Origin of the sequence: Campylobacter sp. MIT 99-7217, assembly GCF_006864365.1 — a bacterium.
In the GTDB taxonomy this organism is placed as follows: domain Bacteria; phylum Campylobacterota; class Campylobacteria; order Campylobacterales; family Campylobacteraceae; genus Campylobacter_D.
In genome coordinates, this window is record NZ_QHLJ01000006.1 from 38,865 (window position 1) to 55,428 (window position 16,564).

General features: G+C 32.9%; 12 protein-coding genes and 1 other RNA gene. 9 read left to right on the top strand and 4 right to left on the bottom strand.

Features of this window, described 5'->3' with window-relative positions; translation table 11 throughout:
• Positions 1-124: 124 nt before the first annotated feature.
• Positions 125-313, top strand: a complete 189-nt coding sequence (locus tag DMB92_RS06230) for a hypothetical protein (protein ID WP_142682200.1) — start codon at positions 125-127, stop codon at positions 311-313.
• A gap of 20 nt (positions 314-333) precedes the next feature.
• Here the strand turns inward: DMB92_RS06230 and DMB92_RS06235 are convergent, their stop codons facing one another.
• Both DMB92_RS06235 and ruvB read right to left on the bottom strand, forming a co-directional pair.
• Positions 334-1,377 carry an AI-2E family transporter gene (locus DMB92_RS06235; protein ID WP_142682201.1) on the bottom strand — a complete coding sequence of 348 codons (1,044 nt, stop codon included), beginning with the start codon at positions 1,375-1,377 and terminating at the stop codon, positions 334-336.
• A gap of 9 nt (positions 1,378-1,386) precedes the next feature.
• Positions 1,387-2,394: a Holliday junction branch migration DNA helicase RuvB gene (ruvB, locus tag DMB92_RS06240; RefSeq protein WP_142682202.1), complete on the bottom strand. Its 1,008-nt coding sequence runs from the start codon at positions 2,392-2,394 to the stop codon at positions 1,387-1,389.
• Between the two features lie 90 nt (positions 2,395-2,484).
• Here ruvB and DMB92_RS06245 point away from each other — a divergent pair, with 90 nt between their 5' ends.
• From DMB92_RS06245 to DMB92_RS06280, 8 genes are all read left to right on the top strand, one after another.
• The gene (locus tag DMB92_RS06245; protein WP_142682203.1) at positions 2,485-2,895 is read left to right on the top strand and encodes a histidine phosphotransferase; all 411 of its coding nucleotides are present in this window, start codon (positions 2,485-2,487) and stop codon (positions 2,893-2,895) included.
• Between the two features lies 1 nt (position 2,896).
• Positions 2,897-3,255: a transfer-messenger RNA gene (ssrA, locus tag DMB92_RS06250) on the top strand.
• A 228-nt stretch (positions 3,256-3,483) separates the two neighbouring features.
• Positions 3,484-6,942: a proline dehydrogenase family protein gene (locus DMB92_RS06255; RefSeq protein ID WP_142682204.1), complete on the top strand. Its 3,459-nt coding sequence runs from the start codon at positions 3,484-3,486 to the stop codon at positions 6,940-6,942.
• A gap of 10 nt (positions 6,943-6,952) precedes the next feature.
• On the top strand, positions 6,953-8,428 hold the full coding sequence (gene putP, locus DMB92_RS06260; RefSeq protein ID WP_142682205.1) for a sodium/proline symporter PutP: 1,476 nt from the start codon (positions 6,953-6,955) through the stop codon (positions 8,426-8,428).
• Between the two features lie 142 nt (positions 8,429-8,570).
• Positions 8,571-9,566: a DNA cytosine methyltransferase gene (locus DMB92_RS06265; RefSeq protein ID WP_142682206.1), complete on the top strand. Its 996-nt coding sequence runs from the start codon at positions 8,571-8,573 to the stop codon at positions 9,564-9,566.
• The gene (locus DMB92_RS06270) at positions 9,559-10,572 is read left to right on the top strand and encodes a DNA adenine methylase (protein ID WP_185900174.1); all 1,014 of its coding nucleotides are present in this window, start codon (positions 9,559-9,561) and stop codon (positions 10,570-10,572) included. The genes DMB92_RS06265 and DMB92_RS06270 overlap by 8 nt, the downstream gene beginning before the upstream one ends.
• Before the next feature lie 14 nt (positions 10,573-10,586).
• A complete protein-coding gene (locus DMB92_RS06275) occupies positions 10,587-11,654 on the top strand; it encodes an HNH endonuclease signature motif containing protein (RefSeq protein WP_142682208.1) in 1,068 nt (355 codons plus the stop codon).
• Positions 11,655-11,783: 129 nt separating this feature from the next.
• On the top strand, positions 11,784-12,413 hold the full coding sequence (locus DMB92_RS06280) for a hypothetical protein (protein WP_142682209.1): 630 nt from the start codon (positions 11,784-11,786) through the stop codon (positions 12,411-12,413).
• Positions 12,414-12,682: 269 nt separating this feature from the next.
• Here the strand turns inward: DMB92_RS06280 and DMB92_RS06285 are convergent, their stop codons facing one another.
• Positions 12,683-14,383: a LeoA/HP0731 family dynamin-like GTPase gene (locus DMB92_RS06285; protein ID WP_142682210.1), complete on the bottom strand. Its 1,701-nt coding sequence runs from the start codon at positions 14,381-14,383 to the stop codon at positions 12,683-12,685.
• Entirely contained in the window at positions 14,380-16,428 is a 2,049-nt protein-coding gene (locus DMB92_RS06290; protein ID WP_142682211.1) for a hypothetical protein, read from the bottom strand. The genes DMB92_RS06285 and DMB92_RS06290 overlap by 4 nt, the downstream gene beginning before the upstream one ends.
• Between the last annotated feature and the right edge of the window lie 136 nt (positions 16,429-16,564).

Sequence of the window (16,564 nt, forward strand, 5' to 3'; positions counted from 1 at the left end):
CTTAACACTTTGCGTTTAATCTTAAAAATACTTTATTTTAACTCAAAATAAAATCTCATTTTATATTTAACTTTTCTTTAAATTTGATTAATCAAATTTTTATAGTATTTAAAAAAGGAAAAATATGAAAAAAATACTTTGTTTTTGTTTATTTTTGGGTATGGCACAAGCTACTTCTTTAGATGAAAAATACAAAAATATCGAAGTTAGCGGGGAAATAAAACTTCTTTATGATAAACAAAAAACGACAAATGAAAATCTCAAAAGAAAGCCCAAAAAATCAGAAGCCACGATAAATTTAGAACTCAAATAAGCTTGATTTTGCCTAAAAACTCAAAGTAAATTCTTTGTTTTTAAGATCATATACATCTTTATCGTTGAAATGAAAAAAGTAAGGATAGCAGGTCCTAGGATAATGCCCCAAAAACCAAAGCTTGAAATCCCTGCGATCATGGCTAAAAAGATAAGAAGCTCGTTGATCTGAGTTGGGGTTTGAACAAGTCTTTCATTGATCCATTTGATGATCAAAGGCTTGATAAAGGTATCAGCAATAACCGAAATAACAATGATAGAAGAAAGCAAAATCCAAATCGCCCCACTTAAATTCCCCATAGCAAACTCATAAAGACTCAAAGGCACATAAACCAAAGCTCCTCCAACAGCTGGTATCATCGATGAAAAAGCAAAAATGATCCCAAAAAGCACACTATCATAGTCAAAAAATGCCACGATCATAGCAAACAAAGCTCCCTCAAAAATAGCTATCAGCACAACAGAGTAAAACACCACCGCCATGACATTACCCACTTCACTTAAAACCTCTTCAAATTCCTTTTTGTCGATAGGTACTATTGATTTGACATACAAGATAAGCTGTGTGCCGTAGAGATTAGCAAAAAAGAAAAAAACGATGATAAGAGCCATATCTATGATAAATTTAGCCCCACTTTTTGTGAAATTTGAAAAAAAGCCCAAGGCATTTTTAGAAAAAGAATTTAAATCTATGCTATTGATAGCTTCGGTAATTTTTGGCTTTAAAAAAGCTAAACTTTCAGGCAGATCAAAATGATAGTTCTTGATATAGTTTAAGGTATAAGTAACACTTGCCATGTCAAAGTCTTTTAAGGTTACTGCGATCTTAACTACAGCATAAACAAAGGGAGCAAAAAATAAAAATAAAACTAAAATGGTCGTAAAGCTTGCGGCTAAAACCTTTTTACCGCCAAAAAGGCTTAGAAATTTCGCATTGATATTTGAGGTTGCAACTGCCATTAAAGAGCCTATGGCAATGACCATCAAAAAATCCTTAAACAAATAAATCAACAAACACAAAACAATACTAATAAAAAAAATAAAAAAGAAAGCCCCATTTTTCATCTTATCCCCTTACTCATCAAACAAGCCCTTATCAAAGCTAAGCTTTAAGACATCATAGCTTTTAAGGCTGGCTATACGCCCTTTTGCGGTACGTTCTATATAGCCATTTGCCAGCAAATAAGGCTCTATCACATCTTCTATAGTGTTTTCATCTTCGCTTAAAGCCGCTGCTATGCTTGCAAGTCCCATAGGACGCCTTTTTGCAGCTGTTAAAAGCTCTAAATACCTTAAATCCATACTATCAAAACCAAGCTCATTCACACCAAGCGAATTTAGTGCTTCATTTGCTCTTTCAAGGCTGATTTGCTCCTCATCATTCACATCAGCAAAGTCTCGCACCCTTTTTAAAAGTCTTAGGGCGATTCTTGGGGTTGAGCGACTTCTTTTGGCTATTTCTAAAGCAGCTTTTTGCTCGCAAGTTTTGCCAAGTTTTAAGCTTGCTTTTTCTATGATCAAGGCTAGTTCGGCATCTTTGTAAAATTCAAGGCGAAACTGCATACCAAAGCGATCTCGCAAAGGATTGCTAAGCATTCCAGCACGCGTTGTCGCACCGATGAGCGTAAATTTGGGCAGATCTATTTTTATGGTTTGTGCAGCAGGTCCGCTTCCTATGATAATATCAAGGCGAAAATCCTCCATAGCAGGATAAAGCACCTCTTCAATGGCAGGGGAAAGTCTGTGAATTTCATCGATAAAAAGCACATCGCCCTCGCTTAAATTTGTCAAAATCGCAGCCAAATCCCCGCTTTTTTCTATCATAGGAGCGGCTGTTGTTTTGATATTTGCTCCCATTTCATAAGAAATGATATTAGCCAAAGTGGTCTTTCCAAGCCCAGCAGGTCCGCTAAAAAGGATATGATCAAGGCATTCGCCGCGTTTTTTAGCAGCCGTGATAAAAATTTTTAAATTTTTCTTGATATTTTCTTGACCTATATAGCCCTCAAAACTGCTTGGGCGTAAGGAAGTTTCGTAAGTTTCATCAAAGGAGATTTTTTCTATTTCTACTATTCTGTCCATTATTTTGCTTAAAAATTTGAGTTTTAAAATGGGATTTTAGCTAAATTTTGCTACAATTTTCATAAATTTTTTAAAAATGACGATATAAGTATGGGAATATTAGAACAATTAGAGCTTGATTTTGATCATGATGATGTGGAGAAGTTTTTGCACTTTTTTAGGACGATGTGCGATAAACTTGAGCCTTTGATTATCGATTTGGGAAGCGATAGCACAAAATACAAACTCGCTGTTTTAGAAATAGCTCGCCTAGCACACAACACAGCTTGGGCGGCCAGGAGGCTTGAGCTTAGCGAGGTTACGGATTTTTGTGTGTTTTGCGAGGATATGATGGAGCAAGCAAAGAGATTTGAAGGTCCTGCGAGTGATGAATTTACAGATTGGATGCTTTTGATGAGTGAGCAATTTGAAAAATATTGTCGCTCTTATGAAGAAGATGCTTCAAATTTAGCTGTTTTTAATCCTTTAATTGTTAATGTTCCAAGTATCGTTTCTAAGTAATGGGAGTGACTTGGCTTCGACAGGATTACTTTGGCTTAAGTGGCATACCGCTTTGGGCAAAGCGTTAAAAGCCTAAACTAAATTTAAACGCAAACAACGCGAAATTCGCTCCTGCTTACGCTAAAGCTGCGTAGGTTCAGTTGAGCCTTGCCTTAGATGATGCTATCTAATCTAAGAAGCAAGTTATCAAGATAGTGTAGCCTTTAAATTTGACGCATTTTGGGGTGAAATTTAGTCTCAGCCTTGCAGGAAGTTTTGGAAGATGAGCTTTGCAAGGTGAAGTTTTCATCTTTACTAAGTATGTAGAAGCTTTTGTTGTGGTAGTTTTGGACAGGGGTTCAATTCCCCTCACTTCCACCATTTGACCCTTAAATTCTTTAAATTTAAAATCACGCTTTAAGTCTTTATCAAAAATTATAAAGCTTAATAAATTATTAAACCTTTCTTTATTGATTTTAAATATTGCCTTAAATGTTACTTTTTTTTACATCATAATTATAAATTTCAAAAAAAAAAAAACAATTTATTTCAAACTTAATTTTATTGTATTATATTTTAGAAAATAAAATACCCATTAGGAGTTACTAAATGTTACAAAAAACCTTAGACCTAGCTCAAAATTTGCAAAAACAAATACAAGCAAATTTAAGCTCTAAAGAAAAAGCCTTTCATCACAAAATGCAAAAACTACTCACAAACCCACAAAACAAAGTCCTACTCATAGAGCTTTTAGACCGCTCTTTTCGCTCAAAAAATGCTTTTGTAAATTTTGAATTTATCGAGCATACTCTTAATAAATTTGGACTTGGGGATTTTTTCTCTGCTTTTGAGAAATTCTTGCTTTTTAGCTTTTTAAATTTTGGAAAATTCGCCCCAAATTTAAGTGTGCCTTTTTTCATTAAGCATTTAAGAGAGGACACTAAGGATATGGTTTTGGACTCTGATGAGAGCTTTTTAAAACCTCACATTGAGCAAAGAAAGACACAAAATATCACTCTTAATATCAATTTGATAGGCGAGGAGGTTTTAGGAGAAGGCGAGAGTAAATTTCGTATCAAAAAATACGAAGAAGCGATAAAATCAAGCTATATTAGCTATATTTCTATCAAAATCACGACTATTTTTTCGCAAATTAATATCATAGATTTTGAATATTCTAAAAAAGAGATTGTAAAAAGGCTTGATCATCTTTACTCTCTAGCTTTAGAGGAGGAAAAAAAGCAAGGAAGTTCTAAATTTATCAATCTTGATATGGAGGAATTTAGGGATTTAGAATTAACCGTGGCTGCTTTTATGGAAAGCATTGCTAAATTTGATTTAGAAGCAGGAATTGTGCTACAAGCTTATTTGCCTGATTCTTATGAATACCTTAAAAAGCTTTTTGCCTTTTCTAAAGAGAGGGTTTTAAAAGGAATGAAGCCTATTAAAATCCGCTTTGTCAAGGGTGCAAATATGGAAAGTGAGGAAACTATCGCTTCTCAAAGAGGCTGGGAGCTTCCAACCTTTACACGAAAAATCGACACAGATAGCAATTATAATAAAATGCTTGATTTTATCTTACAAGATGACAATCACAAATACATAAATATAGGCATAGCAAGCCATAATATCTTTGAGATAGCCTATGCTTACACTCGCATTTATGAAGCAGGGGCGCAAAAAAGCTTTAGCTTTGAAATGCTTGAGGGTATGAGCTTGCAATGCTCTTATGAATTATCCAAAATGCACAAGCTCATCTTATACGCTCCAGTTTGCGATGAAAAGCATTTTAATAACGCCATTGCTTATCTTGTAAGACGCCTTGATGAGAATACAAGCGAGGATAATTTTATGCGTTATTTTTTCAATCTCAAAGTGGGCGATGAAAATTATGAAAAGCAAAAAGAACTTTTTTTAAACTCTTTAAAAGGCATTGAAAGCCTTGATAATTCAACAAGACGCACACAAGATAGAAACAAAAACGAAGCTATCAAGGGAAGCTATGAATTAAAAAGCTTTCAAAATGAGCCTGATACTGATTTTATCCTGCCTCAAAATAGAGCTTGGGCGCAAAAAATAAGAGCAAAATATGAAAATTTAAAAGAATTAAAAGCCGTGCCTGTGATTGGGTCTGAGCTTGAAAGTGAGGGGCTTGAAAGGGTTGAAATTTATGAAAAAATTAATAATGAAAAAATCGGCGAGGTTTTTTTAGCAGGGCAAAATGAAATTCAAAAAGCCTTAGAAGTAGCTAAAAACTCAAGCTTTACGCAAAAAAGCTTTGATGAAATTTACAAGCTTTTAGATAACACAGCAAAGCTTATGAGGCAAAGAAGAGGGGATTTGATAGGAATAGCAGCTCTTGAAGTGGGAAAAACCTTTTTAGAGCTTGATCCTGAAGTGAGCGAGGCTATTGACTTTTTAGAGTTTTATCCACACTCCTTAGAGCTTTTACAAAAACAAAATCCTAAGACTAAATTTAGCCCAAAAGGGCTTGGAGTGGTAATTGCACCTTGGAATTTCCCTGTTGGAATTTCAGTTGGCACGATAGCTGCACCACTAGCTGCTGGAAATGTAGTCATTTACAAGCCCTCAAGCCTTTCTATGCTTACAGCTTATGAGCTTTGTAAATGCTTTTGGGATGCTGGGGTGCCAAAAGACGCTTTGATTTTCTTACCCTCAAAGGGCAGTGATATTTCAAAATACCTGCTTTGCGATGAAAGCGTTAAATTTAGCGTGCTAACAGGAGGAGAAGAAACAGCTTATGCTATGCTTAAAGCAAATCCTACCCTGCTTTTAAGTGCTGAAACAGGGGGCAAAAACGCCACTATAGTTACAAAAATGGCAGATAGAGATCAAGCTGTGAAAAATATCGTGCATTCTGCTTTTTCAAACTCAGGGCAAAAATGCTCGGCTACTTCTTTGCTTGTGCTTGAAAAAGAAGTGTATGAGGATGAGGAGTTTCAAAAAGCACTTGTGGATGCGGCTTCTTCTATGGAGCTTGGTTCGCCTTTTGAGTTTAAAAACAAATTAGCAGCCCTTGCAAGTAAGCCTGATTCTAAGCTTAAAAAGGCTTTAAGCGAGCTAACAAGTGAGGAAAAATGGGTTTTAGAGCCTAAATTTAAGAATGATTATCTAATGAGTCCGGCTATAAAATACGGCACAAAAAAAGGGGATTTCACTCATATGAATGAGCTTTTTGCGCCGGTTTTAAGCGTAATGAAAGCTGAGAGCTTAAAAGAAGCCATTGAGCTTGTCAATCACACAGGATATGGGCTTACGGCTGGGCTTGAAAGCCTTGATGAGAGAGAATGGGAGTATTTTCATACGCATATTGAGGCTGGAAATATTTATATCAATAAGCCTACAACAGGGGCGATAGTGCTAAGACAGCCCTTTGGCGGGGTGAAAAAATCCGCCATAGGCTTTGGTCGCAAGGTAGGCATTTACAATTATATCACGCAGTTTTTAAACATCAATCAAAACGAAGCTGATGAGAATTTACTCGAAAATGAGCTTTCACAAAAACTTACAAATTTAGGCTATGAAAAATTAGCCTTGTTAGCAAAAAGCTATGCTTATCACTATGAAAATGAGTTTAAGCTTAGTAAAGATTATGTAGGCATAAGAGGCGAGGATAATCTTTTTTCTTACACGAAAATTAAAAATTTAGGCTTTAGAGTGTGCGAGGAGGATAGTTTAGAGGATATTTTAGGTGTAATTATTGCTTCAAATTTATTAAATTTAGACACACTCATAAGCTTTGAAAAAAATGAAAATGCTCTTCTAGCTAAAGAGCTTTGCCAAAAGCTTAATATTGAGGCTAAATTTAAAGAAGAAAGCCTTGAAAGCTTTATTTCAAATCTTGAAAGTTTTGAAAGAGTGCGTTATCACAAAACTGCCAGCACAGAGGATAAGCTTTATCAAAAAGCAGCAAGCTTAGCTAAGATTATCATTCGAACTAAGCCTTTGCTAAATGGGCGTTTTGAACTGCTTTACTATCACAATGAAAAATCCTTAAGCATAAGCTATCATCGCTACGGAAATTTAGGCATTCGTGCATTAAAATAAAGGAGAAACAATGGAAACCGTGCAAATTAACACTCAAATTGCGATTATGTTTATAGCCTATTCAGCACTTATGCTTTTTATAGGCTTTTATTTTTACAGACAAAACAAAAGCACAGAGGATTATTTTTTAGGAGGCAGAAGCTTAGGACCTGTGGTTTCAGCTTTGAGCGCTGGGGCAAGTGATATGAGTGCTTGGCTTTTGATGGGGCTTCCTGGGGCTTTGTATGTGAGTGGTTTGGTGGATAGTTATATAGCCATAGGGCTTAGCATAGGGGCTTGCTTGAACTGGCTTTTTGTGGCTAAAAGGCTTAGAATTTACACTAGCGTCGTGGCTGATTCCATTACCATACCTGATTATTTTGAAACCCGTTTTAGTGATGATAAGCATATTTTAAGGATAATTTGCGCCATAGTTATATTGATCTTTTTTACCTTTTATGTAAGCTCTGGTCTTGTTGGTGGGGCGAAACTTTTTGAAAGCACCTTTGGCATAGAATATGAATACGCTCTAACAACAGGCACACTCATCATCGTAGCTTATACTTTTTTTGGAGGTTATAAAGCAGTTTGCTGGACGGATATGATTCAAGGGCTTTTAATGCTCTCAGCTCTTATCATCGTGCCTATTGTGATGCTTATACATTTAGGAGGGCTTGAGGAGGCTTTAAGCGTGGTTCAAGAAATAAAGCCAAATGCTTTATCTATGGGCGAGGGCATTAGCTTTTTAGCTATTATTTCAGCTCTTGCTTGGGGGCTTGGATATTTTGGTCAGCCTCATATTTTGGTGCGTTTTATGTCTATTCGCTCCACAAAAGAAATCCCAACAGCAACTTTCATAGGCATTTCTTGGATGATACTTTGTCTGATTGGCTCTTGTTCGATTGGGATTTTAGGACTTGCTTATGTGAATAAATTTAATCTTTCTTTGCAAGATCCTGAAAAAATCTTTATCGTAATGTCTCAGCTTTTATTTAATCCTTGGATAGCAGGGATTTTACTCTCGGCTATACTTGCGGCGATAATGAGCACGGCTAGTTCTCAGCTTCTTGTTTCAAGCTCAACCTTGGCTGAGGATTTTTATAAAAAGATTTTCAAAGAAGACGCTTCCAATGAAACGGTTTTAAATTTAGGCAAGATAGGCGTTTTGCTTGTCGCCATGATAGCCTTTTTGATCTCAACTGATAAAAACTCAAGCGTTTTAAGTATAGTTTCTTATGCTTGGGCTGGCTTTGGAGCTAGCTTTGGCTCGGTTATGCTTTTTTCTTTATTTTGGGCTAGAATGACCAGAATAGGAGCTATCGGGGGCATGATAGCAGGAAGCGTGGTTGTAGTGGTATGGAAGAACTTCATCTATCAATACATGCCTGTATACGAGATACTACCCGGCTTCATAGCAGCAAGCCTTGCTATCATTATCTTAAGCCTAGCTACAACAGTAAGACCTGGCACTAAAGCAGCCTATGAAAAAATGCTCAAAGAGCTTTAAATTTAGCCCGGCTGGGCTAAATTTGGTGTTTTAATTTTTAAAAATTTTTATCAGTTTTGGAATTTTATATAAATTGTAATTTTATGCAAGAACAAATATGCTATAATCAATATCTAAAAAATTTATTAACAAAGGCTAAGCTATGGTAAGAGTTTTAGACCTCTTTTCTGGTGCTGGTGGATTTTCACTAGGATTTTTACAAGAAAAAGGTTTTGAAGTTAAGCTCTGTATTGATAATAACTATAAACTCTTTCAAACTTACATAAAAAATTTTCCAAAAATAAGGCATTTAAATAGAGATATCACGAGTTTTTCTCTACAGGACATACAAGGCTTACAAGAAAGATATAAATTTAATATAATTATTGGTGGTCCTCCTTGTCAAGGTTTTTCTTTAGCTGGGAAAATAGGGAGAAAAGAAAGTTTAGACAAGCGTAACGATTTATTTTTATCTTATCTTAATTTTGTAAAAATTATACAACCTGAAGTCTTTGTAATGGAGAATGTGGCCACTCTTAAAAGACATAATGGTGGTAAAACTTTAGAAAATATAGAAACTAAATTTAAAGAGCTAGGATATATTATTAAGCATGAAATTTTAAATGCTAGTGATTACGGCATAGCACAAAATAGGAGAAGAATATTTATTATAGGAACAAAACATAAAGGATTTAACTTCCCCACTAAAAATAGAAATAAGATAAGTATAAAAGAATGCATAGGAGATTTACCTCCTTTAAAAAGTGGAGAAAATTCCAAAATACCAAATCATAAAGCAATGCTTCATTCAAAACAGATGTTAGAAAAAATGTCTTTTGTTAAAGATGGCTTAGGTAGAGAATGTATCCCTGAAGAGCTTAGACCAAAAAGTGGCGATGTAAGAAAATACATAAGATATAAGAGCAATGAACCTTCAATAACTATAACAGGAGATATGAGAAAAGTTTTTCATTATTCTCAAAATAGAGCTTTAAGTGCTAGAGAATTAGCAAGATTACAAAGTTTTCCAGATAGTTTTATTTTTTATGGTAATTCTATAGACATACAGCAACAAATAGGCAACGCTGTGCCTGTTAAATTAGCACATTTAATAGCTAAAGAAGTAAAAAAATATTTAGAGGCAAATCATCTTGTTTAGTAATTATCCAACAGTTAACTATATTGGTAATAAGCTAAAAGTATCACAGTGGATTATTGATAAGCTTCCTATTCGAAAAGGTAAGGTGCTTGACTTATTTTGTGGTGGTTGTTCTATGTCTTATAAATTTAAACAACATGGGTTTTGTGTCTATGCAAATGATGTTTTATATTCAAATTTTGCTCTAGCTAAAGCTTTAATCGAGAATCATAAAGAACGCTTAAAACTTGACAATATAGAACTGGAAAAATTTTATAATTTAAAAAATTATTTGTCACTACAATGGATGGTTAATAAACTTTATTTTGACTATGAAGTAAGGGAATTGGTCAGCTTAAAAAACTATTCACAACAATTAAAATCTTATGATAAATTTATATTTTTATCGCTACTTAGAAGAGCAATGATTAGAAAAATTCCATACTCTAGAATGACTATGAAATGGGAAGAGATAGTAAAATTTAGAGATGAGGAGTTAAGCTATCAAAAATATAAAAGACGCAGGGCATACCATAATAAACCTTTTTTATATCACATTAACAAAGAAATGCAAACTTATAATTTAGCAGTATTTGATAATCAACAAAAAAATAAAGCTTTTCAAATGGATTGCTTACAACTAATAAAAAAGTTTGAAAGAGATAAAGAAAGCTTTGATTTGGTGTATATCGATCCTCCGTATCCATCAACTATGAATAACTATTTGGGTTTTTATGGTGGTTTTGATAAGGTATTCGAAAAAGAGTTGAGTAAAATCACAGATTTCACTAAAAAAGATAGCTTTTTAGATAATTTTGTGTTATTGCTTAATGAATGTAAAAAGATATCTAAGGTTGTGGCTTTAAGTCTTAATAATAAATGCACACCGAGTGTAAAGGATATACAAAGTGAAATACAAAAAATTTCAAAAAATATTATGATATTTGAAAAACCTCATGTATATAAGGTAACTGGTAAAAATAATAAAAAAATACACAAAGAATTACTAATGGTTATTATTTTTTAAAAAGGGGAAATAATATGTCCCAAATTTATGAAACTTATTGGAAGCTTACTTTAGAATATAGTGATTTTGCGAGTAAAAATTTTAATGAGTGTTTAAAAATTATTGTTGATTTTATTGACACACATGATATGAGTGAATACTCCAAATATCTATATGAGGACTTGCAAAAAGAAGTCTTTAAGTTTAATCCAAAAAGAAATTATGCCTCTGTTAGAAAGTCCATCAATCAATTTTTAAAATTGGGATTTATTAATAATTTTTTACACTCATATCACCCAAAAACAAAAGATTTTTTGAGAGAAACAGATGTTGAGATAAAGAAAAGAATTTACTCTGAGATATTGTATGATAATGCTAGTTTTGGGCGTTCTGTAACAGAACCCTGTGATGTTAAGGAGATTAATTTTCTTATAAAGACAATGCAAGTTTGTAAAAGCATTAATAAAGATAATCTATCGGCAATTATGATGCAAAACATAAACCAAAAAGCATATCTTAAACAAAATGAGTTAGATTCAATCACGGAACTCGCAATAAAAAGAGGCTTTATAAACAGAAAATATAATCAAGTAAATTATCTTTTCAATATCTGTAAAAATATTTTAACGGGAATTTATATAGATTCTAAGCATAGATTGACACTAGAAAAACCAGAATTTAGTGATAGCGAAAAAGACATATCTAAAACAAGAGATGCTTATAAGCAAACTCTGTACAAATATGATTTATATAATGAAAGCAAAAAACTTAATAATGAAATAATTTGTTTCGTTGAAAATATAAAATATCCAGTTCTTATTGCTTCTCATATTAAGCCTTTTATAAAATGCAAAGAACAAGAACAATTTGATAGCAATAATGGGCTTTTACTATCAAAAAATCTAGATTATTTATTTGATAATGGATGGATTAGCTTTAAAAACAATGGTGAAATCTTATGTGCCAAAAATATGGATTTAAAACTACAAAAATATTTATCTGACAAAACACTTGATGCAAAATATCTTAATGCTCGTAGAATTAAATACTTGGAATACCATAGAAAATATGTTTTCGATGATGATAAGTCTTATAAATTTTAATATTTTATCTTCGCATATATCACAATAAATTAAATAAATCTTATTAACTTAAATATAATTAAAATTTTAAATTTTTTAAGCGTAAAATTGATATAATTTACACTCAGTTTTTTCGCTTAAGGAAATTTCATGCTCAAAGAAATGCTAGAAATAAAAAAAGAAATGGAACCCATAGTTCATGATGCTAATGTAAAGCTTAATTTGATCGCAAGAGAAGTGATCACAAGAAAAAAAGAATATGAAATTTATGGCCCTATGATCGATAGAATTTATCTTGATAATGCCATTTATGTTAAGGTCATGTCAAGTGGCAGGGATTCAAAAAGTGATAAAGTGGATATTAAAAATGGCTTTTATATGGTTTTTGTTGCTCCTGAAAAGGGGACAACTGAGGAGATTAAAAATAAACTAAAAATCGCCTATACCGCATTTGATGATAAATTTATCAAGGATTTGATCCGTCTTTATCAAAGATTTAAAGAAATTGTTTCTAAAACTCAAGCAACCTTAGCCAAGTCTTCTAATATGGACGTTTTGGTAGAAACAAATTTAGGCGAGGCTACTGCTACTTCTAAATTTGTTATCACTATAAAATATACCTTACCCGGTCAAAAACTCAATAAAGAAAATATAAAATCAGCCGGAAGCTTTAGAGATATGAAAAATATCATTAATCTCATCGTAGAAAAAAGCACAGATTCAAAAGTTTGTGATAAGCTTTTAGACGATGTGGAAAGATATTTTATCGGTTCTCATTAAGGGCTAAATTTAATAATTTAAGCTAGTAAATAAGCTAAAATTTGATAAAGATACAAGCAAATTTTCTTAAGGGATCAAAAAGCCCTTTACAAAGAAATTTGCTTGAGTATTTTTAATTTATCTTAAAATCCTAGCTCAATCATTCTTATCCCCTTATATTTTAAGTTCGTTTGTAAATCTTACAGCTTCATTGAGCTAAGCCCTTAGATAAGGGCTTAAATTTAAGGATTTTTGAGTGCAATAAATAATTCAAATCATCAAGGCTAGGTTTATTTTTCTACCTTAAATTCTACCTCGATGATCTCGCCATCACTTAGCCATTTTTGAAAGGCTTTTTGATTTTCTTCTTGTTTTAAAATGCCCTCTTCAAGCTCTTTAAGACTTTGTTCTAGTTTGAAAGCTTCTGGGAAAAAACGCTCCTTAAAATTTGTATCATCATCAACCAAATCTAAAATTTCTTTTTTTTGGCTTTCAAAATCCGCTCTCATTTTGCCTTTAGCCTCTTCAAATTCTTTTTGTCTTTGAGCTTGTTTATAACTATCCCAAATTTCCAAAGCTACACCAACTACAGCCAAAACAGCACTAGCCTTAGAAGCCAAATTTACAGCACCCCAAGGCTTAAATTTCAAACCCAAATCAAGCCCTATCATTTTAGCGCCCTTTACTATAGTATCTCTTGCTAATTTTACATTTGTAGCATTCATGATCTTAGGATCTGCTAAAAATTTCACACCCTTTTTTGTTAGCTCTGAGCTTACAAACTGATGAAACATACTCACTTCAGAATCAAAATAAGTACAAACCTTGTGAATTTCTCCTTTTATTCTGCCTGTTTGTCTTTCAAACTCATTTTGCACCCTCGCATCTATATTTGAACCACCCTCGCCTATTTCTGCTACGATAAAATCATTGATCGTTTCCATACTTGTGCCATCAAGTTGTTTGATCAAATCACTAAAATAATTCACAGCAAATTCTCTTATCTTTATCCTAGCTCTTGTAAGTTCTTCATTTAAAACTGAAAGATCTTTTTGGGTTTTTTTATAAATATTATCAAGTTTTAAAAGTTCCTCATTAAGAACCTGATTTGCTTCCTTTGCTGTAGGAAGTTGCTTGTAGAGTATATCTTGGATAATGCTTTGCTTTGCTTCCTCAACAAGGGCTAATTTGCCTCCATTTTGAGAGATTTTTTCCTTAGTAGCTTTTTGTAAATTTTCAATATGAGAAAGTTTTTTAAACTCCTCTAAATGCGAAAGCCAATACTCAGCACCCTCATCAAAAGGATTTGCAGCTACTGCGACAACACATAAATTTTGTTTTTCCTCAGCACTTAAATCAATAAGTTCTTCTAATCTTGAGCTTACATTTTGCTTTTTAATCTCAAAAGCTTTTTGATACTCTAACTCATCTTCTACATCAGCTATCTCATCAAAACGACTTAAAACAAAAATAGTTCTTGACAAAAGATTTAAACTTCTAAAAAGCCAGTTTAAATCCTCTTTATGACTATCTTTGATAGGATTTGATGAGTTTAAAACATAAAGTATGATATGAGCCTCGCTAATGTATTTTTTTGTGATATCCTTGTATTTTTCGATCTTTTTTTCATCATTGATCTTTTCTTTAAAGCCAAAAAGTCCCGGAGTATCGATAAGCTCTAAATCATCATCTATGTTATAAACAGCCACTTCATCGCTTGATTCTTGATGATTGATTTTCATGCTTTGTTTGTCAAATTTTTCAAGCCAAGCTGCTGCTATGCTTGTTTTGCCCTCTGAAAAACCGCCAATAAGAGCTATTTTAAGCTTTTGTTCGCTTACACCGCTTAAAGCTGTTTGAAGCTTTTTAAAATAAGCCTCATCAATTTCAACGCCTAAGACCTTACCCTCAGTGATGAAAGCAAGAAGCTTATTTAAAGCCTCTTCGTTTTTGCTTTTTTGTCCTTTAAACTCACTTAGTGTTTGATTCATTTCATTTCCTTTTTAATTGAAGTTTCTAAGTCTTTTAATTTTGTTTTGATTTGTTCTAAATTTTCAATGCTATCCCTAGTATTTTTTATAGGCACATGAAGCTCTATTTTTATACTTTCTATGGTTTGAGTGATTTTTGGCTTATTTTGTTCAAGCTGTTTTTCTATATCCTCATAAATTTCTTGTCCGATTTGTCTTAGGTTCTCATCTACTGCCTTTTTTTGCTGAGCTTTTTTATAGCTTGAGCTAAGAGATTTCCAAATTGCTTTAACTACACTTACAATAGCTCCTAAAACAGTTAGCCCTATCGCAACCCAACCAATAGGATTCCAAATCATAAGCACACCAAGCCCAGCAAGTGAGCCAAAAAGACGCATTTTATCGATCCCACTATCTATATTTATATCTAGCCTATAACCAAAATCATTAGCCATCTCCACTCCTGCCATAGCCTTAGTAGCACCAAGAACTCTGCTTTTGTATTGCTCTAGTTCTCTTTCGATCTTTTCTAAAAATTCTTTTTGCACTTCATTTGAAGCTTCTTTTATACTCTCACCTAAGCCCTCAAACTTAGCTTTTACAACCCTTTCAAATTTAGCCTTAAACTCGCTATCCTTAACATCAGTTTCTATGTAATTATACATTTCATCGCGAATTTCTCTTTTTAGCTTATCAACTTGCTTTTGAGCATTATCTTGTAAGTCGTTGATGAAATTTTTTGTTGAAATATCTAAATTGTTGCAAGTATCTTCTTTGGCATTCTCAAGCTCTTTTAAAAAAGGTTTGAGGATTTTTTCTATGGTGGATTGAAGCTCGTGTATGAAGTTAGCCACCACGACTAAAGCCTTATTGAAATTTGATCTTTTAATCTTTTGCTTAGAATTACTTATAAGCTCTGTGCTTAAAAATTTAATAAAGGCATTGAAATTTGACTTTTCAAGTAGGGTATCTGGAGAAAACTTAGCTATAAATTTCTGTCTTTTTTCAAAAAGCTCTGTTTTAGGGGCTAAATGCGAAGAAAGGGCGTAAAATGCAAGTTGTGCGCAAAGTTCTTTATGCCCTGCATAATGATCTTTTAAAAGCTCTTTCATTTTTTCATCTAAAACCTTTAAGCTATCTTTTTCATTTTCATTTACAAGCTCTTTTTCTAAGGCTCTAGGACTTGTAAGAGGCTTGTTAAATAGAGTATAAACCTCAGTTTGTGCATTAAGCTGAGCTTTGATCTTTTCAAGAGTTCCTTTTTTGTTTTCATCGCCTTTTTGTGGTGGTGTTGGCTCTTTTTTGATATAAAAAATAGCGTGAGCCTTTCTTGTCGCATTATTTATCTCATCAATAACGATTTTTTCATTTCCCTCAATGCCCGGCACATCAAGCAGAGTAAATTTTTCTCCCTCATAAGAAAAATTATAAGCCGTAACAGCTCTAGTAAAATCACTCCTACCATCGCCTATAATGCTTCCATCTTGAAATTTTGAAAGCTCATTTAAAAGGGCTTTTTGTGTATCTTGTAAATCCTTGTTTTTTTGATCTAAATTTTTGATTTCTTTTTGGGCATTATAAAATTCTTTTTTAAGTAATTTTTCCTTTTTATAAAAACCCAAAAACAAAAAAATCTTAAAGAAAAATCCCCTACTTTCAAGCTCTTTTATTTTAGGCTCTAAATCCTTTACCCTCGAATTTAAAGCATCAAGTTCTAAGCTTAATTCCTCACTAAATTTTAAATTTCTTTCATAATTTGGATAAATTTGATCAAATTCAAATTCTTGCTTTTGCTTACTTTCTTCTTTAAAATAAATCCTTAAAGCCTCTATAAGAGTTGATTTACCTGCATTTGTTTCTCCATAAAAGGCTATGGTAAAGCTGTCCCATTCTTGATTTTTAGCAAGTTCTTCAAGCTCTTTTGTATTTTCTTCTTCAAATTTTTCAAAAATTTGCAAGGCGTTTTGATTGACTTCGCTATTTTTATTATCCTTGCTTTGCAGTAAAATATCTTTTGTTTTTTGAATGCTTTGTTTGATTTCATTATAAATATTTTCTGTTTGCATTTGCGTCCTTAAATTTGTAGTAAAATCAGCATTATATCGTTTTTTTTTTTTTTGTAAATCCTAAAACTTCTTAATGAATTTTTAAGCTTTTAAACTTGAAATTTTAATTGATATAAATTTAAACAAGCTTATGTAA

Excerpts from the sequence above, each read along its gene's own strand:
- DMB92_RS06230 (WP_142682200.1), top strand. The coding sequence starts at position 125 with ATGAAAAAAATACTTTGTTTTTGTTTATTTTTGGGTATGGCACAAGCT.
- DMB92_RS06235 (WP_142682201.1), bottom strand. The coding sequence starts at position 1,377 with ATGAAAAATGGGGCTTTCTTTTTTATTTTTTTTATTAGTATTGTTTTG.
- ruvB (WP_142682202.1), bottom strand. The coding sequence starts at position 2,394 with ATGGACAGAATAGTAGAAATAGAAAAAATCTCCTTTGATGAAACTTAC.
- DMB92_RS06245 (WP_142682203.1), top strand. The coding sequence starts at position 2,485 with ATGGGAATATTAGAACAATTAGAGCTTGATTTTGATCATGATGATGTG.
- DMB92_RS06255 (WP_142682204.1), top strand. The coding sequence starts at position 3,484 with ATGTTACAAAAAACCTTAGACCTAGCTCAAAATTTGCAAAAACAAATA.
- putP (WP_142682205.1), top strand. The coding sequence starts at position 6,953 with ATGGAAACCGTGCAAATTAACACTCAAATTGCGATTATGTTTATAGCC.
- DMB92_RS06265 (WP_142682206.1), top strand. The coding sequence starts at position 8,571 with ATGGTAAGAGTTTTAGACCTCTTTTCTGGTGCTGGTGGATTTTCACTA.
- DMB92_RS06275 (WP_142682208.1), top strand. The coding sequence starts at position 10,587 with ATGTCCCAAATTTATGAAACTTATTGGAAGCTTACTTTAGAATATAGT.
- DMB92_RS06280 (WP_142682209.1), top strand. The coding sequence starts at position 11,784 with ATGCTCAAAGAAATGCTAGAAATAAAAAAAGAAATGGAACCCATAGTT.
- DMB92_RS06285 (WP_142682210.1), bottom strand. The coding sequence starts at position 14,383 with ATGAATCAAACACTAAGTGAGTTTAAAGGACAAAAAAGCAAAAACGAA.
- DMB92_RS06290 (WP_142682211.1), bottom strand. The coding sequence starts at position 16,428 with ATGCAAACAGAAAATATTTATAATGAAATCAAACAAAGCATTCAAAAA.